The following is a 24,508-nucleotide window of genomic DNA, read 5'->3' as shown; positions in this document are numbered from 1 at the left end:
AAGCGTTGGCGCGACGATGACGCTGGGCTAAGGGTTTCGCGTATTTTCGCAACGATCAGGGCTATTTCTCGTCATGCTCAATGCCCTTGGGTTGCTGAAGCAACGTCGCTTCCTGCCCCTGTTCACGACGCAGTTTCTCGGTGCGTTCAACGATAACCTGTTCAAGACCTCGATGGTCCTGTTCGCCACCTATGCCGTCTTCAACGATCCGAAGATGGAGGCCAATTTCAACGCGTTGGCGACAGGGCTCGGCATCCTGCCATTCTTCCTGCTGTCCGCGCTCGCGGGGCAATTGGCGGACAGCCACGACAAGGCGCGAATCATCCGGATCGTAAAGACGGTCGAGATCGGCATCATGCTGCTCGGCGCGACCGGCCTGATGGTCGCGCGCGCGGGCCACCCGAGCCTCGGGATCGGGCTGATGCTCGGCGCGGTACTGTGCCTCGGCGTCCATTCGACCTTTTTCGGCCCGATCAAATACGCGATCCTGCCGCAGCATCTGGCCCCAGGCGACGTGCTCGGCGGCACCGGACTGGTCGAGGCGGGCACCTATCTCGCGATCCTGCTGGGCACCGTGACCGCGGGCTGGATCCCGATCGAGGGTGCCGCCGCCAGCGTACTGATCGTCGCGGTGATCGGCTGGTTCTCCGGCCGCCAGGTCCCACCCGCGCCGCGCGAGGGGCCGCCGCTGAAGCTCGACTACAACCCGTTCACCGCGTCGTGGCGGTTGATCAGCGCCACGCTGCACATTCCGCGGCTGTTCCTCGCGATCATTGCGATCAGCTTCTTCTGGACGATCGGCGCGGTGCTGATCATCGTGTTCCCGCCGCTGGTGAAGAACGTGCTCACCGCCGACGAGCGAGTCGCGAGCTTCGTGATCGCGGTCTTCTCGGTCGGGGTCGCGATCGGATCGGTGGTCATCAACTCGATGCTGCGCGGGCGCATCTCGGCGAAGTTCTCACCCGCGTCGGTCATCGCGATGGGTGGCTTCGTCGTGCTGTTCTCGTTCCTCGCGCGCAACTGGACGCCTGCGCCGCCGGGGCAGTTCTACGACTGGGCGGGGTTCATCCGCCAGCCAGGCGCGATACCCGTGCTGGCGACGCTGCTGGCTATCGCGATCACCGGCGGGATGTTCGTGGTGCCGCTCTACGCGTTCCTGACGACGACGGTCGAACGCGACCAGACTGCGCGGACGGTGGCGGCGAACAACGTGGTCAATTCGGGCGCGATGACGATCGGCTCGATCCTGGTCATCGGCATCACTGCGCTGGGCGTGACGCCGGAGAACATGCTGTTCCTGGTCGCTGCGATGTGCCTCGTCTCGGCCTGGCTGGCACAGAAGCTGCACCTTGCCTGCGACGACGACGCGAATGGATGCCTGCCAGGGCTTCACCACTAGGCGGATTGCGAAGTGAGGCGGCCGACCGACCGCCTGCGCTCAGAGAAAGAAGCTGTAGAAGCAGGTAAAGAACGCAGCGAAGCTCAGCAGAAACAGCTTGATGTCGTGATCGTCGTCGCTCGGCTTCGCGGTCACGGGCGGCGGCAATGCGCGGCGTAGCGGATGGCGAGCGGCTTCGTTGGTGAGGACTAGGCGTCTGGTCATGATGCAAACGTTAACGCCGCGTTTACTAAATCGACCAGCGCCAAAAGTGGTTAAGCCGGCGCCGTCCGGGAATGGGACGGAATCACCGCGCCGGACGCCGCGCCAAAGCCCCCCGCCGCCCCCTGTTCCTGCCCCGTCCTGCCGTATAAGCTCGCGCGAATCGCCGCGAATCCACGGGGCAAAGGATCAGAATTATCCAGCAGATCGCGGCACTTCCCTACATCATCGACAGCGACGGCCATGCCCGCGTGATGCTGATCACCTCACGCGATACCGGTCGCTGGGTGATCCCCAAGGGCAATCCCATCGTCGGGCTCGCCAGCCACGAGGCCGCCGCGCAGGAAGCGTATGAGGAAGCGGGGATTCGCGGGATCCCCTGCCCCACCGCGGTCGGCGAGTTCGGCTACCGCAAACGGCGTCGCACCGGCCGCTACCGCGACATGATCGTGACGGTGTTCCCGCTCGCCTTTGTCGAGCAACTCGACGACTGGCCCGAGCGGCATCAACGCGACACGCGCTGGTTTACGCTTGATCGTGCGGCGGAGGCTGTCAATGAGCCCGGCCTGAAGGCGCTTATCGCTGCTTTCCGCGAGCCGCCGATCCCGGCGACGCTCGCGCAACGTATCTTACCCGTCGTACGCACGAGTGCGAAAAGGAGAATTCCGATGCTGGGCTGGTTCCAGTCGCTGATGCCGAAGCAGGGACGGTTCTTCGAACTGTTCGACGCGCATGCCGCGACGCTGGTCGCCGGTGCCGATGCACTCGCACGGCTGCTCCACGGCGAAGGCTCGATCGAGGGGCAGATCGCCGAGATCGTCAAGCGCGAGCACGAGGCCGACGATATCACGCGCGAGGTGTTGCAGGACGTCCGCCGCGTGTTCGTGACGCCGTTCGATCGCAGCGCGATCACCGACCTGATCGGCGTGATGGACGACGCGATTGACCAGATGAACGGCACCGCCAACGCGATCGCGCTGTACGAGGTGACCGAGTTCTCACCGCAGATGCGCGACATGGCGGGCATCATCGTCGAGGCCGCGCGGATCACCGCAGAGGCGATCCCGCTGCTCCGCTCGCTCGGCACCAATGCGGGCCGGTTGCACGACCTGACCGCGCGGCTGATCCAGATCGAGGGGCATGCCGACGACATCCACGACACCGGCCTGCGCGCGCTGTTCCAGGCCTCGAAGATCAGCGCGGACCCGATGACGTTCATCATCAACCGCGAAATCTACAGCAGCCTGGAAAAGATCGTCGACCGCTTCGAAGACGTCGCGAACGAAATCCAGGGGCTGGTCATCGACCATGCTTGAGCTGCTTCGCGGGCGTGCAACGGATCGTGCGCGCCCTTCCCGTTCCCCCGCGAAAGCGGGGGCCCAGGAATCCCACCCACCACGCCGCTTGGTACCCTGGGCTCCCGCCTTCGCGGGAGAACAGACAGGATGGGGTGGCATGGTAGCGGATAGGGCAGCAGCCGCATGATCCTCTCCCTCCCCCTCCTCATCGGCCTGATCGGCATAGCGCTGCTGTTCGACTTCCTGAACGGCCTGCACGACGCGGCGAACTCGATCGCCACCGTCGTCTCGACGCGCGTCCTCAAGCCGCAGTACGCCGTCCTGTGGGCCGCCTTCTTCAACTTCATCGCGTTCGCGGTCTTCGGCCTGCACGTCGCGCAGACCGTCGGCACCGGGATCGTCCAGGCGCATGTCATCGATGCGCAGGTGATCTTTGCCGCGCTGATGGGCGCGATCGCGTGGAACGTCATCACCTGGGTGCTGGGCATCCCGTCGAGCAGCAGCCATGCGCTGATCGGTGGCCTGCTGGGGGCCGGCATCGCCAAGATCGGCTTCGGTGCGATCGTGTGGAGCGGCGTGATCAAGACCGTCGTCGCGATCTTCGCCTCGCCCGCGATCGGCCTGATGCTTGCGCTCGTGCTGGTGTTGCTCGTCGCCTGGACCAGCCTGAGGCTCACCCCGCTCGGCGTCGACAAGCGGTTCCGCAAGCTCCAGCTGATCTCCGCCGCGCTCTACTCGCTCGGACACGGCGGCAACGACGCGCAGAAGACGATGGGGATCATCGCGGTGCTGCTCTATTCGCAGGGGCTGCTCGGCGGCACCTTCCACGTGCCGCTCTGGGTGGTGCTGTCGTGCCAGGCGGCGATGGCGCTCGGCACGCTGTCGGGTGGCTGGCGGATCGTCCACACGATGGGCTCGAAGATCACGCGGCTCACCCCGGCACAGGGCTTCTGCGCGGAGACCGGCGGCGCGATCACGCTGTTCGCCGCGACCTTCTGGGGCATCCCGGTATCGTCGACGCACACCATCACCGGGTCGATCGTCGGCGTTGGCGCCGCGCGGCGCTTGTCCGCGGTTCGCTGGAACATCGCCAGCAACATCGTCGTCGCCTGGACGCTGACGCTGCCCGCGGCCGGGCTGATCGGCGCGGGGACGTATCTGCTGGTCGGACTGTTCGTCTGAGCGGTTTGACGGCCAAACTCAGTCTATTGACGCAATCGTAAAGCCCTACGACACTCCCCGGCGAGCGAAGGACAGTGATCCTTCGCCGCCAGGGAGAGGGTATCATGAAGACGACCTATACGGCGTTGCTGTTGGGGACCGCGCTGAGCGTCGCGAGTCCGGGCCACGCACAGACCGCCAGCACGACGACCAACGCAACCAGCGCGTCGGGCAGCGAACCCTATAACCGCATGGTGGTGTTTGGCGACAGCCTCGCCGACGGCGGCTATTATCTGACGCTCGACCCGCGCCTGGCGCGCGATGCGGGCAGCTTCACGACCAACCCCGATCCGGTCGCACCCGAAGTTCTCGCCGCGCGACTCGGGCTCTCGCTCGATCCGGTCTACGGCAAGGGCGGCACCAACTATGCGGTCGGCGGTGCGCGCGTGACCGCTGCCAACGCGCTGTCGATCCCGGTCACGACGCAGATCACCAATTTCCTCGCCGCAGGCGGCACCTTCGGCGCGCGCGATCTCGTCTATATCCAGGGCGGCGGGAACGACTATTTCGCGTTCCAGGCCGGGGGCAGCACCAATACCGCGATCCTGACGACCGCCGCGACTCAGCTCGCGGCGCAGGTCAGCCGGCTCCAGGCCGCGGGCGCGAGCCGGATCGTGACGCTCGCAGTCCAGTCGGGCGGTGCGGCCGGGTTGCAGCTGTTCAACCGGACCTATGCCGCGGCACTGGCGGCGGCGAACGTCAACGCGCTGTATTTCGATACCGACCGGCTGTTCGGCGAGCTCGTCGCGAGCCCTGCGACCTATGGCTACACCAACATCACCGGCGTCGCGTGCACGGTGCCCTCCTCGCTGGCCTGCACACGCGCGACGCTCGTCTCGGCCGACGCCAACGAGACCTATATCCTCGCCGACAGCGTCCACCCGTCAGGCAAGACGCAGCGGATCCAGGGCCAGGCGATCGCCAGCCTCGTCCAGGCCCCCGACCAGATCGCCGGGCTCGGTTACGCCGCGCAGGCGATGTTCCGCGGCCAGCGCGACCTGATCGAAGCGGCAGAGCGTGGCGGCGCGCAACGCGACGGCCAGGCGCTGTCGGTATTCGGCAGTGCCGGCTATCATTATTATGCGAGCGGGACTTCGGCGCAGCGAGTCGGCGTCACCGAGCGGGGCTTCAGCGGCACCGCGGGCGCCGACCTCGCGATCGGGGACGCATCCGGGGTTGGCATCGCCGGCGGCTATTCGGACGGCACGGGCGATTTCAAGACCGGCGCCGGCACCTACAAGCCGCGCGCCTGGTCGGTCAGCGGCTATGCGCGCGGCGAGCTTGGCCCGGTACGCCTGCTCGCGGACGGGACCTATGGCGAGATCGACTATCGCCATATCCGCCGCAGCGTTCAGCTCGGACCTGCCCTGCGCACGCATGACGGCGAAACCGACGGCACGTACGTCGCCGGCCGCATCACCGCTGCGTTCGACCTGATCACGCGTGGTGGCGTAGCCTTCGGCCCCGACCTCGCCGCACAATATGACCGCGTCCGTATCGCCGGCTATGCGGAGACCGGCGGCCTCTCGACCGCGGCCGCGTTCGGCAGGCAGGAGATCGAGAGCCTGACCGGCCGTTTTGGCGCGGTGATTCACACGGTACCGGGCTCCCCGGTGCGCTTCTTCGCGCGCGCCGGCTATGAGCGTGAGTTCGACGACGACCCGCGCACGCTGACGATGACGCCCACCGGCGCCCCGATCAGCTTCACGAGCACGGTCGAGCGCGCCGATCGCAACTATATGAGCTATGCGATGGGTGTCGACGGCACGGTCGCCGGACAATTGTCGCTTCGCGCGGGTGTCGCGGGGTACGCGCTGCGCGACGATCGCGACAGCGTGACGGCATTCGCCGGGCTATCCGCGGCGTTCTAGAGATGGTGCTCGTTCGGGATGTGGAGAGTCTGCATCCCGGACAGTTCTCGGACCGGCGAAAGGCCTGGTCTATACTATCTGGAACATCGGTCCTGTGGACCGGACATCAACGGAAATGGTGGAGCCGAGGGGGATCGGTTAAAATCCCCGTAAGCACTGAAAAACAAAGGATATTTATTTCGGCGTCGGGACCGTTGTGTTAGCCCTTTGTACTAGCTGAGGCAAGGGCATCTAAGATGGCTGTCACCAGGGTTACGGCTTTGCATATACGAAAGCAAATATTGCATCTTCCACATATCGACGTTGGAATTTTAGGTAAGAGAAAAGGCTAAACAAGTATACTACACAAACAGCAATATAACTAATCGACTGCGCGTAAATACCGTTATTGCCAAACATCAGCAAGCCCTCAGGAGCGTTATAACCTTTGTATTTCATTATTGTATAAATTAACTCGAACCATGCCGATGCTAAAAGAATAATTGATACCGATCTAAATAATCCGGATATAACTAAATAGTTGTACATTCGCGCTGTGGCACTTGGATTGGTATTCATTACCACTGCTTCGAGCGATTTGAACCATTCTTTACCCTGCTTAATCTCCGGGATATGCGCGTTCGCGACCTTGCCATTTGCAGCAGTTATCACATCTTGTGAAATTCTTGTTCTGTAAAATCCAAAAACCTTGAGCAGATATATTGCGATGTAAGCCGGTAATATTGGAAGATGGCAGACGAAGCGCACAATACTACTGAACCAACTTGCTTCCTCTATGTGTTTTGAAATGCCAAGCCTTATCTGTTGCTGCATCATTTTTTTGAAGTCGTCTCTATTCGTTTCAGTACCACGAAGGATTACGAGGCTGGCTTTTCCAAACAGGCTATCCATAACCTTTTCAATGAGCTGACTGCCAAGATAGGCAATGATATGCCCCAATATATAGACAGAGAAAAGCACTGTTAGCGTCGTTATAAGCGTCGATACAAACGGAGGATCAATGTTAAATTTAAAGCTGGTAGTACTAAGTCGAAGGTCGCCTATGTAATGCATTGTAAATGGTAGAGAGAATAGGCCACATCCAAAGTAAACTACGATATCGTAATTTGCAAATGGGGGTTTTATAAGATCCTTTACTGCCTCTACGCCTGACATTTAATTACCCTTGTTCACAGCCGCGGTGCTTTACCCGCCAAGCTGACACCACTGTATCCCCCGCTCGATTATGGTCAACTCGACTAGCCCCGCCTCGCCTACGGCCTAATTTCGACAGAGATTTGCGAGAGGGCAATTCAGACAAGAGTGAGCGCGGTTCTCCCCGTATGCCCGGCCCGCCCCCTCAGGCGATTATGACACGCCTAGCGCGACCTGCATTATCGCGCGTGGTTCTCCATCCCTGCATGACGTGTCACAGTTGCCAAGCTCTAGCCCAGCGGATCGCTAGCCCTGCCAACAGCCTGCCTCTCATGTTGTAGCTTGTGAGTCATGCTTCAGCGGTATCCTCACTATGCCTCACAACATACTTGACAGAGTTGAGAGGATGCCTCACATATCCGGCGTACCTTGTGAGGATGAAGCCATGAGCCGCGTTGCCTACTTCCGTGTATCGACCGAAGCCCAAAGCATTGAAGCCCAGCGCCAAGCGTTAGGTGACGGCTTTGACCGTGAGTTCAGCGATGAAGGCGTAAGCGGGGCCACGTTGGCGGCAGACCGTCCCGGCTTCGGAAAGCTCCTGGACTACATTCGGGAGGGTGACACGCTGTACGTCTATGCCCTCGATCGCTTGGGCCGTGACGCCTTGGACGTACAGGCCACGGTTCGCCGCCTGCTAGAGCGGGGCGTAACGCTGGACGTGAAGGGGCTTGGACCTATTGGCCGTGGCGTAGGCGAGTTGATCGTAGCTGTCCTAGCTCAGATGGCTGACATGGAGCGGCATCGGATCAAGGAACGGTGTGAGAGTGGCCGGGTAGCGGCTCGGGCTTCGATAGCTGCAACGGGGCTGACGCATCGCGGTAAGGCTAGCTTGGGCAGGCCGTGGGCCGCTGATGCTCAGGAGGTGGCCGATTGGCGCAAGGCGAACGGGGCCACGATTAGTCAGACGATGGCGCACTTCGGTATCTCGAAGGCCACGGTATCCCGGTATTGCGCTGCATGATCCGGGTACTCCCCGGCTTGATACCGGGCAGGCGACGGGAAGGCCCGCTCAATCGCCGCACAGGAGGCCGTCAGACTCGATTAGGGAGGGTCCGGGTACTTGCACAGTCTGATTACCGGAATGAGTCTGAGAGGGGCTGTATGGCAGCGGGGCTTTTAGTACCGTATTGCATAGAGAACCATTCATCACCGCCCAAGCTAGGAAGCCCTAGGACGCCTGACAGTGCGATAACTGTAGATACCACAGCCCGCGAGGGTTAGCCGCAGGGCGAAGGGGTGTGCCGACTTTAACAGTTTGGCTCACGGTATCGGACGCTAGGCTCTACAAGCGACGTATGATCTAACTCAAGATGATGCTGCTGTATTTGCTGCCCACTGACTGTAGCTGAGACATTCCGTCTCTGCCTATGTAGTCGATTATCCTCATATCCGTCTTACGGGTAGCATCCGGTTTCGGAGGCTTGGGGGGTAGGGGGGACGCTAGGATACAGCTTAATATTCTCTAATCTAAGATGATACCATAGTATTATCTATGATACCCCGGATCAATCTCCGGTACTCTACGGCTCTAATCCGTAACCCTCACACGCATCCTTCAGATTAGCTCAGTAATCAATATCGAGGCACTCCTAGTCTTTGTACTGATATGGCATACGATACTCGGGTTTCCGTCATTGGTTTTCCAGTTATCTACCTACTGAGCTAATCTGAGGAATGTAGGAGCGTTGCACCTTAACAGGTCCGCTTCATGGCTAGCATATCACGGCGCATAAGTCAGCCGCTCCTCTCCCTAAGCAATGCTCATTCAAACCAATGTCGCCCATCGGCCCTGAGCATTGCCAGCCTGCTAACTGTAGCGTTGCCCCTGTTGGCAGTTAGCAGGCGATCCATTCCATATCATTAATTTACCCGTTTCCGTTTGCTTATACGCAAGGGGGCTATCTCTCTTTTACATTGGGACAAGTTCCTACACACGATGAAAGGATAAACTATGAATACTGTCACCGTTAATACCGACCGCATCAATAACAAGCCCGTTGCTGACTACCTCGCATCTACCGACCGCCGAGTAACGATTGGCGTTCGCTTCACATTGGAAGCCCTAGGCATCGAATTGCCTGACTTCCTCTGCCGTAAGCCCGCAGGCCGACCGGGACGGGCTGCTCTAATGGCCGCAGTCGATGCCGATACAGGCACGATCCACACCTACCGCGCCGAGAAACTACGGGTCGGCCCGTTCGCCCCCCGTTCGTAATCCCTCAATACATACGAAAGAAAACCAATGACACAGAATACCACGCTTGCAGATATCGCCACTGAGATTGAAACCCTTGATGCCCAGTTGCTCAAGATTAAGGACCTTGTCGAGTTAATCGGCCAGCCTGCCATTCTTAAAGCCGATGAAGTAGCTAAGGCCCTTGCTGATGCAAAGGATCGCTTTGCTGACGCCCTTGCTAATCAAGGTGAAGTAGAGCGAGAGGAACGGCTTAAGGCTTTCACCGATATTCGAATTGTCGCTACACCCGGTCACAACCTGATGAATACGGCTTTCACGATCTATTATACCCGTAAGGCTTGGGACAATGACGCCAAGGAGTCTCTCCCCAAGGTGTTTGAGTGCAAGGGGTTTGCCGGGCTGGACGATGCTGCATACGAATATCTCGTAACGGTAAAGCCTCATGCCATCCCTGCCGAGATTATGAAGCTGGCACCGGGTAACGCACAAGAGGCGTTCGGCCTGTATTTCGTCGGTAAACAGCGGGGCTATGTTAAGGGCGCGGCGGTAGCGGCCTAATGTCTAACCCTGATGATCGGGGAACGGGAGCGCCACCAAGGCCACCCCGTCCCGATTATGAACCCAAGTGGCACACCGAGCCGCAAACCCTAGACGACCTGATGAAGCGAGCAGGCCCCTACGCCGATGCCACCAAGGCGTTTGTGGAATGGGGCGCTGTATCATTATGGCTGATGAGGGTTTGGCCCAACCCAGCCCTCGCTGCCGCCTTCATACCCGGTGAAGCTGCTAACCTGTCCGTGCTGCTGACGCGGCAAGCTGTAGAGCAGGAAGCCGGATGGCCCCAGCTATCAGACCGGGCCGTAACTCCCGCACTCTACGACCTCCCCGAAGATGCCCAGCACATAGCCCGCCGTAACGCTGCTGAGGTTCATGCGCTGTGGGAGGCCGCTGGCCGTCCGTATGTCGATAGCTCGCGCTGCAAAGACGCCTTCCGCTTCCTAGTCGCCTGCATTCGCTCAGGCTCGATCCCGCCAGTCCCGACGATTGGCGACATACCCCCACTCAATTCCTAAAGGTAAAACCAATGACCGCACTAACTCCCCGCCAAGCCATTAAGGTGAAGGCCGCTCTTTCCCTGATTGCAGTACATGGGCACAATCCCCGCTCAGTACAGAAGCAAGCTCAGGATGAGATGGCTAAAGGCTATCCGGCCAATGCCGCGTACTCCACGGCTCTAAACTCATTCACGGCTCGCGTTCCCGCATTGAAGAACACCTTAGAGATTGCTGTCGATCTTATCCATAACAGCGATGACGCTACGGTTTCAATGTATGACAAGGCTCTGACTGCCTATAACAATACCGGCGACGAAGGCCATCTTGATAACCTCGCTCCGATGATCCTTGAGGATGCAAAGGCATTGGCTATCAGCAAGGGTGAAGTAACCGAGGCTGATGCAGCTAATTGGACTGTTGACGATGCTCTGGGTAGCACTGTCGAAGCCTATGCAGAAACGCCTGATGTTCCTGAGGCATCTTCGATACCACCCGGTGAAGTGGTCAAAAGCTCATTCGCTTTCAATGCCCCTCCCGGCGTTGCCCGTCAGCCTGCTCAGCAGCCCGCTCAGGCGCAACAGACCGGCCCGCAATGGATCATGGGTCCGACCGGCTACACCCTCGTAGCGAAGGCTCCCAGCGGCCCACAGACGGGGCAGAGCATGACCGGCTATGATCCCTACAAGGGCGGACAGGACGTGACCGGCATTCGAGTAGCTCAGACCGGGGTGAAAGCCCGTCAGTCCCACGGTACTCCGGTAGGCGATGTTGCCGGTTTCCAGACCGATACGGGATACCGCGTTACGCCGACCGGGGAGCAGGCCCGTCGGGAGGCTGGCGTCCCGCTTGGCTATGATCCGGCATAAGCGACTTTGCCGTAGTTCCTAATCCGTGCCCTTAGGTCGCCGCCAAGCGGGGCACCTCCTCCCCCGCTACCGGCTGGGGCACGCAACCTAGCGCTTGAAAGATATCGGCGGCATCGCTGCGTTTGGGCTTTGCGGAAAGCATGTCCGATTGAATAATCATGCAACGGCGCTGATTTTCCGTATGAACCTGCGTAGCGTCAAAGATTAGTTCGGCTCCAAACACCAGTCCGCCAATCATTAGTAGACTCCCGATCATGCCAATCCAGCTTTTGGACCCGAGCATCATAAGCTGCACGCCGATCCCACCGATAGCTGCTGCTAGAACAGTCCATCTTATGTCGGCATATTTTAAGACTGGGGAAACTGTATAGGCCACTACTGCTACGAAAACGAAAAGTGCTCGAAGGCTGAGTTCGGCCTGATTGCTACCCTGCTCAGTTGTCATCGACTACATACCCCGGTGTGAGTTCATGTTCGCTATATCCTAGCAGCAAGGCTGGAACGCCACCGGGGTATTCTCTTGACGTTATCGCCTCTGAATTTCCAGCCCCGGCACCCGGTAGGACGCCATAGCCTCGACCAAGCTAAGCAGATCGTACCCGCTACCGTAGTCATCTGCTACGTCTCGGCCAGCATGGCCCATTAACTGCCGCTGCACTCCCTCCGCGATCCTGGCCCTACGGGTGTAATCCTTGAAGGTATGCCGGAAGGAATGGAAAACCTTACGCTTGTCTGCAACACCGCAAACGGTCCGCAGATAGCGCCCAAACCATTCGCCCCATTTAGCGGTATGGCGACCGTAGATATTCGGCTTTAGGTCCGGGAACACCCTGCCCTTTTGATCGGCCAGCTTCTCAACATACGTGATGAAGCCAAGCCGTTCTAACTCGGGATGCAGTGGGACAAGCCGTTCACTGGCAGCGTTCTTAATCCGATTGGCCTGCCCCAGTTCGTCAGTACCGGCAGCGATGCTCAGGAACCAACCGGACAGCATCTTGCCATCTTGATCGGGGTAATCCTTACGCTGCACGTCCGACACGCGAAGCTGTCCAATTTCCTCTAGCCGCGCCCCAGTGAATAAGCCGAGCAGCGGTAGCCAGTATGCAGCTTCAAGCCTGCCACCCTTGGGGCGATCCCCATTGGCATAGACCGGGCTGGCAAAGATGGCCTGTAGCTCGGGCAGGGAGAACGGAAGCCGTTGTGTTTTACCGCTGTCGGCAACCTTGACGCTAATGCCCTCAGCTACGTTCGTTGGCGCTAGATCGTTCTGATACGCCCAGCCAATCAACGTCCGTAGGCGGGACAGCTTCATGTTCGTATTGGCGACTGTCTGCCCCTCATTGAGCAGCTTGTCCTTGAACGCCAGCACGTCCTGCCGCGTGATTTGCTCGACCGACTTGCGCTCTGTCCGGGCATAGAACCATTTGGCTACGGCCTTGTGGGTATCCTTGCCCTTGGGAACGACGCCCCGCTCTGCCGCCCAGCGGTCTAAGATATCCTTGTCGAGATACAGACCGGCCCCGGTAACAGGCTCGCATTCAACGGCTTGATTTTGGCTTTCCGATGCGCGGGCATTTTGTCCGTAGCGAGCATGTAGGCTATTTCGCAGGGCTTCCAGCTCCGCCCCTGCCCTCTCCCGCTCATGCAGGACCAGCAAGCGCCCAGCCCTAGCTATCTCAGCCGGGGAAGCGTCAGCCTCTACGCCATCGCTAAGCGCATCCATGATCGGCCCTAGGGCTTCATGCTCCATATCAGCGGCGAATGATTCGTTGGCCGTGTATTCGGCCTGCTCTTGCTCAGCCTCCCACCGTTGCCGATCCCGCTCAATCTGAGCAGCAGACTTAGCAGGTATAGGCTTAGGGGCAGGCTTTGCAGCCGTGTCACGATCCCGCTCCGCTTGCTTAAGCAGGGCGTGAGCCTCTTTCGTCATATCGGGTATCACGGCTTTAGCGGCGTCACGGTCCTTTAGACCTAGCGAACGCTTTATCTCCCGCTTCCCAGCCATGAAGGGCCGCAGGTCCGCAGGTATGCCCATGCGGAAATAATAGACCCCGTTAGGGGCTCTGTGGAGGTATGAACACATAGGCTTCCGTCCTCGTACCTTTGTACTAGACGCTTGTAAAAAGCCTTTGTTTCCCAACACTTTACCGTGATTTCAACGGCTTAAAGAGAATGGTGGAGCCGAGGGGGATCGAACCCCTGACCTTTCGCATGCCATGCGAACGCTCTCCCAGCTGAGCTACGGCCCCATTCCCGTTGGGAGGCGGCTCACTAACCGGAGCCGCCCGGGTTGGCAAGCGGCGTAAACACCGCTTGCCAAATTTCTTTCTATTACCGCTCGTGTTCGTCCTGCGGCGTCTCGACGCCGAGGTCGTCGTCACCGCCCAGATCGACTTCGTCGTCTGCCGATGGCTCTTCGTCCTCGCCGGTGATCGAGGCGATGTCCTCTTCCTCGTCACCCTCGAGATCCGCGTCGGGCTTCTTGGTGTCGGGCTTGGCGACCTCGAACGGCAGCGGCTGCTTCGACTTCAGGATGGGCTCGGGTTCCCACGCATACCCGCATTCGATGCAGGTCACGGGGTCGGCTTTTTCGAGGTCGTAGAAACGCGTCGCGCATTTCGGGCACGAACGCTTCGTGCCCCATTCCGGCTTGATCATGCCGATAGAACCTTTCGGATGAATGGATTGCGGGGGGATACCCTCGCAAAGTGGGCGCGCCTTGCCATAGCGCAAGGCCACTGTCAAAAGCCCGGGCCGATGACACACCCCCTCCCCCAACCGCTCGACGTGGTCGCGCGCGGTCCCCTGACCGGTTCGATCGCGGTTCCCGGCGACAAGTCGATCAGCCACCGCGCGCTGATGTTCGCCAGTCTCGCGGTCGGCACCAGCCGGATCATCGGGCTGCTCGAGGGCGAGGACGTGCTCGCCACCGCGGCGGCGATGCGCGCGATGGGCGCGACGATCGAACGGCAGGACGACGGCATCTGGGTCGTCGACGGCGTCGGCGTCGGCGGGCTGCTCCAGCCCGAGACCGCGCTGGAGATGGGCAATTCGGGTACGTCGACGCGGTTGCTGATGGGGCTCGTCTCGAGCCATCCGATCACCTGCACCTTTACCGGCGACGCCTCGCTGTCGGGCCGGCCGATGGGCCGCGTGATCGATCCGCTGTCGCAGATGGGCGCGGACATCACCGCCTCGCCCGGCGGCAAGCTGCCGCTGATGGTCCGCGGGATCTGCCCCGCGGTACCGATCAGCTACACGCTGCCGGTCGCCTCCGCGCAGGTGAAGTCGGCGATCCTGCTGGCGGGGCTCAACACGCCCGGCATCACGACGGTGATCGAACCGGTCGCGACGCGCGATCACAGTGAGCGGATGCTGACCGGCTTCGGCGCGAAGCTGACCGTCGAGGAGACCGACGCGGGCCGCGTGATCTCGATCACCGGGGAAGCGGAACTACGACCGCAGGACATCGTCGTGCCAGGCGACCCGTCGTCCTCGGCGTTCTGGCTGGTCGCGGCGTCGATCGTGCCGGGGTCGGATATCGTCGTGCGCAATGTCGGGCTGAACCCGACGCGGATCGGCATCGTCACGGCGCTGCGCATGATGGGCGCGGACATCACCGAGCTCGACCCGCGGACCGTCGGCGGCGAGCCGGTCGCGGACCTGCGGGTGCGTCACGCGGCCCTGACCGCGATCGAGGTGCCGGCCGATCTCGCGCCAAGCATGATCGACGAATATCCGGTGCTGTTCGTCGCCGCGGCGTTCGCGACCGGCACGACGATCGCACGCGGTGCACACGAGCTGCGTGTCAAGGAATCGGACCGGATCACGACGATGCGGATCGCGCTCGAGGCGTGCGGCGTGGCCTGCGAGGAATATGAGGACGGCATGGCGATCACCGGGTCGGGTGGCGCGGCGATTCGCGGTGGCGCTCGGGTGGCCTCGAAACTCGATCATCGCATCGCAATGAGCATGGTGGTGGCTGGACTTGGGAGCGACGAGCCGGTCACGATCGATGATGTATCGCCGGTGGCGACGAGCTACCCCGTGTTCTTCCGGTCGCTCGACGCGCTTACCGGCCAGGGGAATTAAGATGATCATCGCAGTCGACGGCCCGGCGGCATCGGGCAAGGGCACGATCGCGCGCGCCTTGGCCAAGCATTACAAGCTTCCCTACCTCGATACCGGGCTGCTGTACCGCGCGGTCGCGTTGAACGTGGCGCGTATGGGGCTCGATCCCGAGAGCGAAGCCGACTCGGTCGCGGCGTGCGATTTCGACGATGCGATGATGACCGATCCGGCACTGCGCGACGACGATATCGGCGCGCTGGCCTCGATCGTGTCCGCACACCCGCTGGTCCGCGCGGCGCTGATGCAGCGGCAGAAGCGGTTCGCGGCGCAGGAGGGTGGCGCGATCCTCGACGGACGCGATATCGGCACGGTGATCGCACCCGATGCGGACGCGAAGCTGTTCGTGAAGGCGACCCCGAACATTCGCGCACAGCGGCGGCATGCGGAGTTGCAGGCGCGCGGCGGGACGGCGAGCAAGGACCGGGTGCTCGCGGACATTCGGGCTAGGGATGCGCGGGACAGCGGGCGGTCGACTGCGCCGCTGGTGATGGCGGCGGATGCGGCGCTGCTCGATACGAGCTTCCTGTCGATCGAGGCCTCGGTGCAGCGCGCGGTGGCGCTGGTCGAGGCGCAGCGGGCGAAGAAGGCGGCGGTTTAAGCCTTTCCTCTCACAAGGAAAGGAACACCACCCCGGCGGAGGCCGGGGCCCAGTTGGAAAGGTCGCAGTAACGGAGCGCTATCCTAGGCCAGTACCGTCCCCCATTTGGGCCCCGGCCTTCGCCGGGGTGGTGTCTGGGTTGGGTTAGGGCTCCGTGCATTAACAGTGTTTCCCCGCGAAGGCGGGGACCCAGACTAGGCTCTCGCCTTCGCGGGAGAACAAGTGAAGCTGGGAGCTTCCGCCCTTTTAAAGCGCCGTCGCCAGCGTAATCGCCCCGAGTACCACACCCGGAAAGTTCGCCACCGCGATCGGCCAGTCGCGCTTCTTCTTCAGCACGCCATACGCCACCCACAGCCCGCAATTGACCATCGTCGCGAACGGCTGGACCACCGAACCCTTCTGCCCGCCGAGGTTCAGCATGATCTGGTCGATATACGACAGATACATCACGATCGCCGTCGCCGTGGCGATCCAGCCCAGCACGAGAATGCCGCGTTCGCTCAAATCTTCGCTCCTGTTGTGAGCAGCCCCTAACGCCGCAGCGGCGAACTTGCTCCGAGACGTGGTTTCCGCTACACGGAGACGTCCGGCGAGCGATGCTCGTGGAGGAAGGCGCGGAGACCTGTGAGTCTCACGCGCCGTTTTCGCATGCAGCGTCTACGTCCTCTGCGCCTCGTGCCGTCCGGATGCCGCGTTCGACGTTCGGTCGTCGCGGCAACGAAGGCCAAGACCAGCGGACCCAACCGCTTGGCCGGAAACAGACTAGGATTACTGAATTCTATGGCAACCCAGGTAATGCCGACCCGCGACGATTTCGCGGCGATGCTGAACGAAACGCTCGGCGACGCCGACAGCTTCGAGGGCCGCGTGGTGCATGGCACCGTGACCGGCATCGAGAACGACATGGCCGTCATCGACGTCGGTCTGAAGTCGGAAGGCCGCGTGCCGCTTCGCGAATTCGCAGCGCCGGGCCAGAAGGCTGACCTCAAGGTCGGCGACGAAGTCGAAGTCTATGTCGACCGCGTCGAGAACGTCCACGGCGAAGCAATGCTCAGCCGCGATCGTGCGCGCCGCGAAGCCGCATGGGACAAGCTGGAAACCGAATTCTCGAAGACAACCCGCGTCGAGGGCGTGATCTTCGGCCGCGTGAAGGGTGGCTTCACCGTCGACCTGAACGGCGCCGTCGCGTTCCTGCCGGGCTCGCAGGTCGATATCCGCCCCGTGCGCGATGTCACCCCGCTGATGGATATCCCCCAGCCCTTCCAGATCCTCAAGATGGACCGCAAGCGCGGCAACATCGTCGTGTCGCGTCGCGCCGTTCTCGAAGAGACGCGCGCAGAGCAGCGTTCGGGCCTGATCCTGAGCCTCGCCGAGGGCCAGATCATCGACGGCGTCGTCAAGAACATCACCGATTACGGTGCGTTCGTTGATCTCGGCGGCATCGATGGTCTGCTGCACGTCACCGATCTCAGCTACAAGCGCGTCGGTCACCCGAGCGAAGTTCTGAACATCGGCGACACCGTCAAGGTGCAGATCATCCGCATCAACAAGGACACCCAGCGCATCAGCCTCGGCATGAAGCAGCTGGAGAGCGATCCCTGGGATGGCGCGATGGTCAAGTATCCGGTCGGCGCAAAGCTCACCGGCCGCGTCACGAACATCACCGAATATGGTGCGTTCGTCGAGCTGGAAGCGGGCATCGAAGGCCTCGTCCACGTGTCGGAAATGTCCTGGACCAAGAAGAACGTCCATCCGGGCAAGATCGTGTCGACCTCGCAGGAAGTCGACGTCATGGTCCTCGAAGTCGATTCCGAGAAGCGTCGCATCTCGCTCGGCCTCAAGCAGGCTCAGGCCAATCCTTGGGAGGCCTTCGCTGCCGCGCATCCGATCGGCTCGACCGTTGAAGGCGAAGTCAAGAACGCGACCGAATTCGGTCTGTTCATCGGCCTCGACAACGACGTCGACGGCATGGTCCACATGTCCGACATCGCCTGGGGCGTTTCGGGCGAGGACGCGCTCAACCTGCATCGCAAGGGTGAGACCGTCGAGGCCGTCGTGCTCGACATCGACGCCGAGAAGGAGCGTATCTCGCTCGGCATGAAGCAGCTCGAGCGTGGCGGGCCTTCGGCCGGCGGCATCGCAGCAGCAGGCGACAAGCTGAACAAGAACGCGATCGTCACGGTCACCGTTCTCGAAGTCCGCGACGCGGGTCTCGAAGTACAGCAGGGCGACGATGGCGCGACCGGCTTCATCAAGCGCACGGATCTGGGTCGCGATCGCGACGAGCAGCGTCCGGAGCGTTTCCAGGTCGGCCAGAAGTTCGACGCGATGGTGACGGGCTTCGATCGTTCGAAGAAGCCGACCTTCTCGATCAAGGCAATGCAGATCTCGGAAGAGAAGCAGGCTGTCGCACAGTATGGTTCGTCGGATTCCGGCGCGACTCTGGGCAACATCTTGGGCGAAGCCTTGAAGGCTCGCACGGAAGCCGAAAAGAAGTAAGGTTAACGCCTTACCGATAAATTGGCCCGGCATGTCCCAAACATGCCGGGCTTTTTATTGCCTATTCCATTTTGGTTTTTCATTACGCTCGATTTAGTGCTAACGCTTCGCAAGTTGACTTAGGTCAACAAGCGGAACTGCCAAACGAGCGGGAAAACGAATGATTCGATCTGAACTGGTCCTCAAGATCGCCGAGGCGCATCCGGACCTGCAACCGAACGAAGTCGAGTTGATCGTCAGCACGTTTTTCGACGAGATCTCGAAGCGCCTGGCGGCTGACGGCCGGGTCGAGCTGCGCGGCTTCGGCGCCTTCTCCACGCGGGCACGCGATGCGCGCACCGGCCGCAACCCACGCACCGGCGAAGTCGTCGCGGTCGACGCAAAACGCGTTCCCTATTTCAAGCCTGGCAAGGAAATGCGTGCACGCCTGAACGTGTGACGCGCACCAATTTCCAGCATCCGGCGCCGTTCGGTCGAGTTTCTACCCTTGATGGGTTGACCCGACGGACGGCGTCGTCTTGTTGGGGGTGTGTGCGGACGTGGCGAAACCGGTAGACGCAGGAGACTTAAAATCTCCCTCCCTAGGAGTGCGGGTTCGAGTCCCGCCGTCCGCACCAAAGCGGCTCTCTTTATAAGCCTCTGCTGTGGGCTTGGCACGATATTGACTGGCTGCGATCAGCGGCGGCCCGATACGGGCCCCGTCATCGTCAGCGCGATCGGCGCCCCGCCCCGTCTCGTCGATCCCCGCCGCCAGCCGATCGACACGCCGAGCCGCCTGCTGATCGACTCGACCGCGCAAGGCCTGGTCCGTTTCGACGCCGCCGGCCAGATCGAGCCCGGCCTGGCCGAGCGCTGGATCGTGATCGACGGCGGCATGAGCTATATCTTCCGCCTGCGCGAAGGCGATTGGGGCGATGGTACGCCAGTCACCGCCGATCAGGTCGTTGCGATCCTCAACCGACAGATCGCATCCGGCTCGCGCAATCCGCTCGCACCGTTTCTCACCGCGATCGACGAGATCGTCGCGATGACCCCGCAGGTGATCGAAGTCCGGCTGGGCCGCCCGCGCCCCGACCTGCTCAAGCTGTTCGCGCAGCCCGAGCTTGCGCTTCTCCGCGTGACGCCCGCCGGCGGAAGCGGGCCGTTTCGAGTCGCCTCGCGCGGGAGGTCGCCGCTGCTGCGCCCCGCCTTCGATCCCAACCAGGCCGATCCCGAAGACCAGCGCGCGACCAGACCCGAGAAGGACGTCCGGCTGATCGGCGAGCGGGCAGCGCGCGCGATCGCACGATTCGCGCATCATGATTCGGATCTGGTCAGCGGTGGCAGCTTCGTCGACTGGCCCTTGCTGGCGACCGCCGAAGTGTCTCCGGCCAACCTCCGCGTCGATCCTGCCGCCGGCCTGTTCGGACTCGCGATCGTGCGCCGCGATGGGTTCCTCGCCGATGCCGCGAACCGCGAGGCGGTGGCGGAGGCGATCGATCGCACCGCGCTGACCGCCGCGATCGCGCCGAACTGGGATGCGGCGGATCGCATCCTGCCCGACATCCTCGATTCCGCCGCGCTGCCGCAGGTTCCAGGCTGGACGCTGCTGACGCAGGATGAGCGCCGGATTGCGGCACGGCAGCGGGTGGCGGCATGGTCGGGCGGACCGGTGTCGCTCCGGATCGCACTCCCGAGCGGCCCCGGTGCGACGTTGCTCTATGCGCAGGTCGCCGCCTCGCTGATCGCCGTCGGAATAACGCCTGAGCGTGTCGCACAGGATGCCGAAGCCGAGCTGGTGCTGGTCGATGCGGTCGCGCCCTATGACAGCGCGCGCTGGTACCTCGCCACCGCCTGCGTCCTGTGCGGGGACGGTGCGCAGGCAGCGATCACCGCCGCGCGCGAGGCACCGACTCTTGCGGACCGCGCCCGACGGATCGCCGAGGCGGATGCCGCAATGAACGCGGACGTCGCCTTCATTCCACTTGCGCGGCCACTCCGATGGTCGCTCGTGTCCACGCGGTTGCGGCAGTGGCAGCCCAACGTCCGCGCCTGGCACCCGTTGAACCGGTTGCGCGCCGACACCAACTGACATCCATGACACAACGCCCGACACGCCTAGCGCCTGGATCGATCCTCGACACGCTGCCGATGGGACGCGACGCCTTGTCGGTCCGCCGCCGGGTCGAGGCGATGGAGCGAGTTATGGAGGGGTTGTTCGTGATCCCCGGGACGAACCGCAAGGTCGGTCTTGACGTGATCCTCGACGTCATCCCCTTTGCCGGCAGCACGATCGCGGCGGCGGTCGGCGGCTGGATGGCGTGGGAAGCGCGCAACATCGGCATGTCGAAGGTCCAAATGGCGCGGATGTTCGGCAATGTCGGCGTCGACTGGGCGCTGGGGATGATCCCGTTCGTCGGCGCGATCCCCGATTTCTTCTTCCGCTCGAACACGCGCAACCTGCGCATCATCAAGCGGCATCTCGACAAGCATCACCCCTCGACCGCCACGCTCGACCTCTGAGCGCGTGACGGTCGAGGCTGCGCGCGTGACTAGCGCGCGCCGCGCCAGATCTTGTGCGGCGCCGCGGGGGCAAGCCCGCCCTGGTGAACCGGGCATCGGCGGTAGCGGAACCGACGGTCGAGGCAGATCCAGATCTCGTCGAGCCAGCCTTGCTTCGTCGCGGTCACGCGCATCATGTCCGGCTTGAGCCCGGGGTTGGCGCCCGCCATCAGTGCCGCGAACCGCGCCGCGGTCAGCGACGTGCGCGATGCGGCGTCCATCTCGGGAAATCGGAGCTTGCCGTACAACGCGGCGGACTGCGCGAAATACTGCGCCGGACGATAGCCGGGCATACAGGTGCCATGCTTTGCCCATTCGTGCTGCAGCAACTGCGCCGACGGCGTCGTGCACAGATGCGCCCGGATCACCGGCGGCGGGACGAATTCGGCCTCGCGACAATATTGCGGCCAGTCCTTGCCGACGCCGTCGGGCCAGAGCCCGTGCAGCGTGAAACCGAACCGGTTTTCCACGCCGCACTGGAACGCCGACCCCGGGCGATCACCATTGTCGCGGCAATATTGCGGGGCCCAGGTGATCGCGAGCGTATAGCTACCGATCGGGATGACGCGCTTGGGTTGGCTCTCGGACGGCAGATCCTGGTGGACTCGCTCGACCGAAGATGGCGCCGAGCATTGATAGGTCTGCGCGTGCGCCGCAACCGGTACCGCCAACACCGCGACGGCGGCGAGTGTCATCTTAACCGACATGCGGCACATCCCTGTCGCTGACATAGTCGTCACCCTCGTCGTCCATCTCGGGCGTCTCGCCAAACCATAGTTGCGCGTCGAATTTGAACAGCATCACCGCGGCGGCGATGTAGAGCAGGTTGGCCAAGACCGACAACGACAACGTCGTGCCATTTACCGCGCGCGCCATCGCCAGCGTCCCGAGCGACAGCAGGATGCTGAGCGCGCCGATCACCGCGAACACCACGACAACCCATTTGGCGACGATGCTCGGGCGTCGTGCGGTGAAGTACCAGAGCAGCAGCGCGATCGCGATGCTCATCGCCTGCGTCGTCGGCAGTATCCACTCGGCCTTCGCCAGGATCGGATTGGCGTGCAGGACCGCGGAACGCTGCGACCAGCTGACCGCGGAAGCGACGAGCCCCAGCACGAACGACGCAAGGTACAGCCGTTCGTACCAGCGTATGGATGGCGGTCTGTTCATAGTCTCGGCCCTTTGCCCGGTAGTGCGTCACGGACGCCACACCGCACTGCAACGGCGATCAAGCGGTCGTAAAATCCAGCCCTATATCCGCCGCGGGTGCGGACTGCGTCAAGCGGCCAACCGATACATAGGTGACGCCGGTTTCCGCAATCGCCCGGATCGTCTCCAGGTTGACGCCGCCCGACGCCTCGGTCGGCACGCGTCCGGCGACGAGCGCGACCGCGCTGCGCAAGGTCGGCGGCGGCATGTTGTCGAGCAGCAGGTGCGTCGCGCCCGCCGCGAGCGCGGGTTCGATCTGGTCGATCCGGTCGACCTCGACGATGACATGCGCGATTCCCGCGGCCTTGGCCCGGCGCACCGCCTCGCTGACGCCGCCGGCGACCGCGACATGATTGTCCTTGATCATCGCCGCGTCCCACAGCCCCATCCGGTGGTTCTGCGCACCACCCATCCGCGTCGCGTATTTCTCGAGCACACGCAGCCCGGGAATCGTCTTGCGCGTGTCGAGCAGGATTGCCCCCGTCCCGGCCATCGCGTCGACGTACCAACGCGTCATCGTCGCGATGCCCGACAGATGCTGGACGGTGTTGAGCGCCGAACGCTCCGCCGTCAGCAGCGCGCGCCCTGCCCCCTCCAGCCGAAGCAGGTCGGTGTCGGCCGCCACCAAGTCGCCGTCCTGCACCAGCCGTTCGATCCGGACATCGGGATCGAGCGTGCGGAAAAAGGCTTCGGCAAGCGCCAGTCCGGCCACGACGATCGGATCACGGCTGTCCATCACGCCGGTAAACCGCGCGTCGGCGGGAATGACCGCGGCCGAGGTGATGTCGCCGATCGTCCCGAGATCCTCCGCCAGCGTCGCGGCGACGAAGGCGCCGATATCGAACGAGTCGGGCAATGTTGCGTTCACCTAGCGTCTCCCAAATATCACCGGTCGGCGATGCCCGATCCGGTGCCAAAAATCGCTGCTCCGGAACAGCAGATTTACGCCGGTGAGCAGCTCGTATAATATTTTACAAGGGCTGGAACGAATGCACGGTTCGCGGGTTTCGCGAACGTTATCCAAGGATTTAGCTATGCATACCACGACGACCGACACAGCACGTTTGAGCGCCTTGCTGCATGAGGCTCTCGCGCTGGCGGACGCGTTGCAGATGCCGCTGGCGGCGATCCATATCGACCAGGCGCTGGCTGAACTCGGCGGAGACGAGCCCACCGCCTGACGACCAGCTAACGGTCGGAGAGGCAGATCCGCCTCCCCGACCGTTGCCCGCCTTACTTGGGGCCAAGATCGCCCTTGCCGACCGTGTTCGACGCCATCTCCAGCATCCGATCCAGGCTCTTCTTTGCCTGAAGCCGCAGCCCCTCCTCGATCTCGATGCGCGGCGAGAGATCGCGCAGCGCCACGTACAGCTTCTCGAGCGTGTTGAGCGCCATGTACGGGCAGATATTGCAGTTGCAGTTGCCGTCCGCGCCCGGCGCACCGATGAAGCGCTTGTTCGGCAGCGCCTTCTCCATCTGGTGGATGATGTGCGGCTCGGTCGCGACGATCAGCGTGTCGCCCGGCATCGCCAGCGCGTAATCAAGGATACCGCGCGTCGAGCCGACATAATCAGCGTGATCGAGGATGATCGGCGGGCATTCGGGATGCGCCACCACGGGTGCCCCTGGATGCTGTGCCTTGAGCTTCATCAGCTCGGTTTCGCTGAACGCCTCGTGGACGATGCACACGCCCGGCCACAGCAGCATGTCGCGACCGGTCTTGCGCGCGAGATAGCCGCCGAGATTGCGGTCGGGGCCGAAGATGATCTTCTGCTCAGGCGGGATCTGCGCGAGGATCGTGTCCGCCGACGACGAGGTCACGATGATGTCGGAGAGCGCCTTCACCTCGGTCGAGCAGTTGATGTAGGTCAGCGCGATGTGATCGGGATGCTTGGCGCGGAACGCGGCGAACTGCTCGGGCGGGCAGCTGTCCTCAAGGCTGCAGCCGGCATCCATGTCGGGCAGCACGACGATCTTGTCGGGCGACAGGATCTTGGCGGTCTCGGCCATGAACCGCACGCCGCAGAACGCGATCACGTCGGCATCGGTGGCGGCGGCCTTGCGCGACAGGTCTAGGCTGTCGCCGACGAAATCCGCCAGATCCTGAAGCTCGGGCTTCTGATAATAATGCGCGAGGATGACCGCGTTCTTCTCCTTGCGGAGCCGCTCGATCTCGGCGCGAATGTCGATGCCGGCGAAGTTCTGGTTCAATTCCATGATCGTATCCC

The 24,508-nt window shown here is 62.2% G+C and carries 25 protein-coding genes and 2 tRNA genes; 16 read left to right on the top strand and 11 right to left on the bottom strand.

Annotated elements, in window-relative coordinates; all coding sequences use genetic code 11:
- The first annotated feature begins 73 nt into the window (after positions 1 to 73).
- Entirely contained in the window at positions 74 to 1,399 is a 1,326-nt protein-coding gene (locus tag C8J26_RS06590) for an MFS transporter (protein WP_056419976.1), read from the top strand.
- A 39-nt stretch (positions 1,400 to 1,438) separates the two neighbouring features.
- Here C8J26_RS06590 and C8J26_RS20400 read toward each other — a convergent pair whose 3' ends face one another.
- Positions 1,439 to 1,603: a hypothetical protein gene (locus C8J26_RS20400; protein ID WP_167398786.1), complete on the bottom strand. Its 165-nt coding sequence runs from the start codon at positions 1,601 to 1,603 to the stop codon at positions 1,439 to 1,441.
- 194 nt (positions 1,604 to 1,797) lie between these two features.
- Here C8J26_RS20400 and C8J26_RS06585 point away from each other — a divergent pair, with 194 nt between their 5' ends.
- From C8J26_RS06585 to C8J26_RS06575, 3 genes are all read left to right on the top strand, one after another.
- Positions 1,798 to 2,916, top strand: a complete 1,119-nt coding sequence (locus C8J26_RS06585) for a DUF47 family protein (protein ID WP_056419979.1) — start codon at positions 1,798 to 1,800, stop codon at positions 2,914 to 2,916.
- Between the two features lie 165 nt (positions 2,917 to 3,081).
- The gene (locus C8J26_RS06580; RefSeq protein ID WP_056419981.1) at positions 3,082 to 4,080 is read left to right on the top strand and encodes an inorganic phosphate transporter; all 999 of its coding nucleotides are present in this window, start codon (positions 3,082 to 3,084) and stop codon (positions 4,078 to 4,080) included.
- A 104-nt stretch (positions 4,081 to 4,184) separates the two neighbouring features.
- A complete protein-coding gene (locus C8J26_RS06575; RefSeq protein WP_107957240.1) occupies positions 4,185 to 5,990 on the top strand; it encodes an autotransporter domain-containing protein in 1,806 nt (601 codons plus the stop codon).
- Between the two features lie 252 nt (positions 5,991 to 6,242).
- On the opposite strand, the gene C8J26_RS20060 is transcribed toward C8J26_RS06575, so the two are convergent.
- Positions 6,243 to 6,950, bottom strand: coding sequence for a hypothetical protein (locus C8J26_RS20060; protein WP_208631338.1), 708 nt, complete (start codon positions 6,948 to 6,950; stop codon positions 6,243 to 6,245).
- Positions 6,951 to 7,569: 619 nt separating this feature from the next.
- On the opposite strand from C8J26_RS20060, the gene C8J26_RS06570 reads away from it, so the two are divergent.
- The 4 genes from C8J26_RS06570 (at position 7,570) to C8J26_RS06560 (ending at position 11,302) form a co-directional block, all read left to right on the top strand.
- Positions 7,570 to 8,145 carry a recombinase family protein gene (locus C8J26_RS06570; RefSeq protein WP_107957239.1) on the top strand — a complete coding sequence of 192 codons (576 nt, stop codon included), beginning with the start codon at positions 7,570 to 7,572 and terminating at the stop codon, positions 8,143 to 8,145.
- A 990-nt stretch (positions 8,146 to 9,135) separates the two neighbouring features.
- A complete protein-coding gene (locus C8J26_RS20055; RefSeq protein WP_146168785.1) occupies positions 9,136 to 9,399 on the top strand; it encodes a hypothetical protein in 264 nt (87 codons plus the stop codon).
- A 27-nt stretch (positions 9,400 to 9,426) separates the two neighbouring features.
- The gene (locus C8J26_RS06565; protein ID WP_107957238.1) at positions 9,427 to 9,939 is read left to right on the top strand and encodes a hypothetical protein; all 513 of its coding nucleotides are present in this window, start codon (positions 9,427 to 9,429) and stop codon (positions 9,937 to 9,939) included.
- A 526-nt stretch (positions 9,940 to 10,465) separates the two neighbouring features.
- On the top strand, positions 10,466 to 11,302 hold the full coding sequence (locus tag C8J26_RS06560) for a hypothetical protein (RefSeq protein WP_146168784.1): 837 nt from the start codon (positions 10,466 to 10,468) through the stop codon (positions 11,300 to 11,302).
- Between the two features lie 31 nt (positions 11,303 to 11,333).
- On the opposite strand, the gene C8J26_RS20050 is transcribed toward C8J26_RS06560, so the two are convergent.
- The 4 genes from C8J26_RS20050 to C8J26_RS06540 all read right to left on the bottom strand — a co-directional run bounded on the left by C8J26_RS20050 (position 11,334) and on the right by C8J26_RS06540 (position 13,960).
- Entirely contained in the window at positions 11,334 to 11,747 is a 414-nt protein-coding gene (locus C8J26_RS20050; RefSeq protein ID WP_146168783.1) for a hypothetical protein, read from the bottom strand.
- 81 nt (positions 11,748 to 11,828) lie between these two features.
- Positions 11,829 to 13,385, bottom strand: a complete 1,557-nt coding sequence (locus tag C8J26_RS06550) for a DUF6538 domain-containing protein (protein WP_341871495.1) — start codon at positions 13,383 to 13,385, stop codon at positions 11,829 to 11,831.
- 90 nt (positions 13,386 to 13,475) lie between these two features.
- Positions 13,476 to 13,551 (bottom strand) — tRNA-Ala (locus C8J26_RS06545).
- Between the two features lie 82 nt (positions 13,552 to 13,633).
- On the bottom strand, positions 13,634 to 13,960 hold the full coding sequence (locus C8J26_RS06540; RefSeq protein WP_031395784.1) for a TIGR02300 family protein: 327 nt from the start codon (positions 13,958 to 13,960) through the stop codon (positions 13,634 to 13,636).
- A gap of 99 nt (positions 13,961 to 14,059) precedes the next feature.
- Here C8J26_RS06540 and aroA point away from each other — a divergent pair, with 99 nt between their 5' ends.
- Both aroA and cmk read left to right on the top strand, forming a co-directional pair.
- On the top strand, positions 14,060 to 15,394 hold the full coding sequence (aroA, locus tag C8J26_RS06535; protein WP_107957234.1) for a 3-phosphoshikimate 1-carboxyvinyltransferase: 1,335 nt from the start codon (positions 14,060 to 14,062) through the stop codon (positions 15,392 to 15,394).
- Position 15,395: 1 nt separating this feature from the next.
- A complete protein-coding gene (gene cmk, locus C8J26_RS06530; protein ID WP_055879641.1) occupies positions 15,396 to 16,031 on the top strand; it encodes a (d)CMP kinase in 636 nt (211 codons plus the stop codon).
- 246 nt (positions 16,032 to 16,277) lie between these two features.
- On the opposite strand, the gene C8J26_RS06525 is transcribed toward cmk, so the two are convergent.
- Entirely contained in the window at positions 16,278 to 16,535 is a 258-nt protein-coding gene (locus C8J26_RS06525; RefSeq protein WP_056419993.1) for a SemiSWEET family transporter, read from the bottom strand.
- A 276-nt stretch (positions 16,536 to 16,811) separates the two neighbouring features.
- Between C8J26_RS06525 and rpsA the strand changes: the two genes are divergently transcribed.
- From rpsA to C8J26_RS06500, 5 genes are all read left to right on the top strand, one after another.
- Entirely contained in the window at positions 16,812 to 18,530 is a 1,719-nt protein-coding gene (gene rpsA / locus C8J26_RS06520) for a 30S ribosomal protein S1 (RefSeq protein WP_055879635.1), read from the top strand.
- A 160-nt stretch (positions 18,531 to 18,690) separates the two neighbouring features.
- Positions 18,691 to 18,969: an integration host factor subunit beta gene (gene ihfB / locus C8J26_RS06515; protein WP_055879632.1), complete on the top strand. Its 279-nt coding sequence runs from the start codon at positions 18,691 to 18,693 to the stop codon at positions 18,967 to 18,969.
- 94 nt (positions 18,970 to 19,063) lie between these two features.
- Positions 19,064 to 19,147, top strand: a tRNA-Leu gene (locus tag C8J26_RS06510).
- Between the two features lie 44 nt (positions 19,148 to 19,191).
- Positions 19,192 to 20,601: an ABC transporter substrate-binding protein gene (locus C8J26_RS06505; RefSeq protein WP_244185192.1), complete on the top strand. Its 1,410-nt coding sequence runs from the start codon at positions 19,192 to 19,194 to the stop codon at positions 20,599 to 20,601.
- A 5-nt stretch (positions 20,602 to 20,606) separates the two neighbouring features.
- Positions 20,607 to 21,032, top strand: a complete 426-nt coding sequence (locus tag C8J26_RS06500) for a DUF4112 domain-containing protein (protein WP_056419994.1) — start codon at positions 20,607 to 20,609, stop codon at positions 21,030 to 21,032.
- 29 nt (positions 21,033 to 21,061) lie between these two features.
- Here C8J26_RS06500 and C8J26_RS06495 read toward each other — a convergent pair whose 3' ends face one another.
- Genes C8J26_RS06495 through nadC form a run of 3 tightly spaced genes read right to left on the bottom strand, consistent with a single transcriptional unit; the run spans position 21,062 to position 23,148 of the window.
- Positions 21,062 to 21,778 (bottom strand): ribonuclease T2 family protein, encoded by a 717-nt coding sequence (locus C8J26_RS06495; protein ID WP_107957232.1) that lies wholly within the window; start codon positions 21,776 to 21,778, stop codon positions 21,062 to 21,064.
- A complete protein-coding gene (locus tag C8J26_RS06490) occupies positions 21,768 to 22,241 on the bottom strand; it encodes a hypothetical protein (RefSeq protein WP_107957231.1) in 474 nt (157 codons plus the stop codon). Before C8J26_RS06490 ends, C8J26_RS06495 begins: the two co-directional genes overlap by 11 nt.
- Positions 22,242 to 22,299: 58 nt before the next feature.
- Positions 22,300 to 23,148: a carboxylating nicotinate-nucleotide diphosphorylase gene (gene nadC / locus C8J26_RS06485; protein WP_107957230.1), complete on the bottom strand. Its 849-nt coding sequence runs from the start codon at positions 23,146 to 23,148 to the stop codon at positions 22,300 to 22,302.
- 166 nt (positions 23,149 to 23,314) lie between these two features.
- Here nadC and C8J26_RS20395 point away from each other — a divergent pair, with 166 nt between their 5' ends.
- A complete protein-coding gene (locus tag C8J26_RS20395; RefSeq protein ID WP_156359758.1) occupies positions 23,315 to 23,461 on the top strand; it encodes a hypothetical protein in 147 nt (48 codons plus the stop codon).
- Positions 23,462 to 23,513: 52 nt separating this feature from the next.
- Here C8J26_RS20395 and nadA read toward each other — a convergent pair whose 3' ends face one another.
- Positions 23,514 to 24,497 carry a quinolinate synthase NadA gene (gene nadA, locus C8J26_RS06480; RefSeq protein ID WP_056420006.1) on the bottom strand — a complete coding sequence of 328 codons (984 nt, stop codon included), beginning with the start codon at positions 24,495 to 24,497 and terminating at the stop codon, positions 23,514 to 23,516.
- Positions 24,498 to 24,508 lie beyond the last annotated feature (11 nt).

It is taken from the genome of Sphingomonas aurantiaca (assembly GCF_003050705.1).
GTDB lineage: Bacteria > Pseudomonadota > Alphaproteobacteria > Sphingomonadales > Sphingomonadaceae > Sphingomonas > Sphingomonas aurantiaca.
The sequence above is the reverse complement of the archived record's forward strand: the minus strand, read 5'-3'. Positions and strand labels throughout refer to the sequence as shown.

Bases quoted from the DNA above. Each gene is read 5' to 3' on its own strand.
- C8J26_RS06590 (WP_056419976.1), top strand. From the start codon at position 74: ATGCTCAATGCCCTTGGGTTGCTGAAGCAACGTCGCTTCCTGCCCCTG.
- C8J26_RS20400 (WP_167398786.1), bottom strand. From the start codon at position 1,603: ATGACCAGACGCCTAGTCCTCACCAACGAAGCCGCTCGCCATCCGCTA.
- C8J26_RS06580 (WP_056419981.1), top strand. From the start codon at position 3,082: ATGATCCTCTCCCTCCCCCTCCTCATCGGCCTGATCGGCATAGCGCTG.
- C8J26_RS06575 (WP_107957240.1), top strand. From the start codon at position 4,185: ATGAAGACGACCTATACGGCGTTGCTGTTGGGGACCGCGCTGAGCGTC.
- C8J26_RS06570 (WP_107957239.1), top strand. From the start codon at position 7,570: ATGAGCCGCGTTGCCTACTTCCGTGTATCGACCGAAGCCCAAAGCATT.
- C8J26_RS20055 (WP_146168785.1), top strand. From the start codon at position 9,136: ATGAATACTGTCACCGTTAATACCGACCGCATCAATAACAAGCCCGTT.
- C8J26_RS06565 (WP_107957238.1), top strand. From the start codon at position 9,427: ATGACACAGAATACCACGCTTGCAGATATCGCCACTGAGATTGAAACC.
- C8J26_RS06560 (WP_146168784.1), top strand. From the start codon at position 10,466: ATGACCGCACTAACTCCCCGCCAAGCCATTAAGGTGAAGGCCGCTCTT.
- C8J26_RS20050 (WP_146168783.1), bottom strand. From the start codon at position 11,747: ATGACAACTGAGCAGGGTAGCAATCAGGCCGAACTCAGCCTTCGAGCA.
- C8J26_RS06550 (WP_341871495.1), bottom strand. From the start codon at position 13,385: ATGTGTTCATACCTCCACAGAGCCCCTAACGGGGTCTATTATTTCCGC.
- C8J26_RS06540 (WP_031395784.1), bottom strand. From the start codon at position 13,960: ATGATCAAGCCGGAATGGGGCACGAAGCGTTCGTGCCCGAAATGCGCG.
- aroA (WP_107957234.1), top strand. From the start codon at position 14,060: ATGACACACCCCCTCCCCCAACCGCTCGACGTGGTCGCGCGCGGTCCC.
- cmk (WP_055879641.1), top strand. From the start codon at position 15,396: ATGATCATCGCAGTCGACGGCCCGGCGGCATCGGGCAAGGGCACGATC.
- rpsA (WP_055879635.1), top strand. From the start codon at position 16,812: ATGGCAACCCAGGTAATGCCGACCCGCGACGATTTCGCGGCGATGCTG.
- ihfB (WP_055879632.1), top strand. From the start codon at position 18,691: ATGATTCGATCTGAACTGGTCCTCAAGATCGCCGAGGCGCATCCGGAC.
- C8J26_RS06500 (WP_056419994.1), top strand. From the start codon at position 20,607: ATGACACAACGCCCGACACGCCTAGCGCCTGGATCGATCCTCGACACG.
- C8J26_RS06495 (WP_107957232.1), bottom strand. From the start codon at position 21,778: ATGTCGGTTAAGATGACACTCGCCGCCGTCGCGGTGTTGGCGGTACCG.
- C8J26_RS06490 (WP_107957231.1), bottom strand. From the start codon at position 22,241: ATGAACAGACCGCCATCCATACGCTGGTACGAACGGCTGTACCTTGCG.
- C8J26_RS20395 (WP_156359758.1), top strand. From the start codon at position 23,315: ATGCATACCACGACGACCGACACAGCACGTTTGAGCGCCTTGCTGCAT.
- nadA (WP_056420006.1), bottom strand. From the start codon at position 24,497: ATGGAATTGAACCAGAACTTCGCCGGCATCGACATTCGCGCCGAGATC.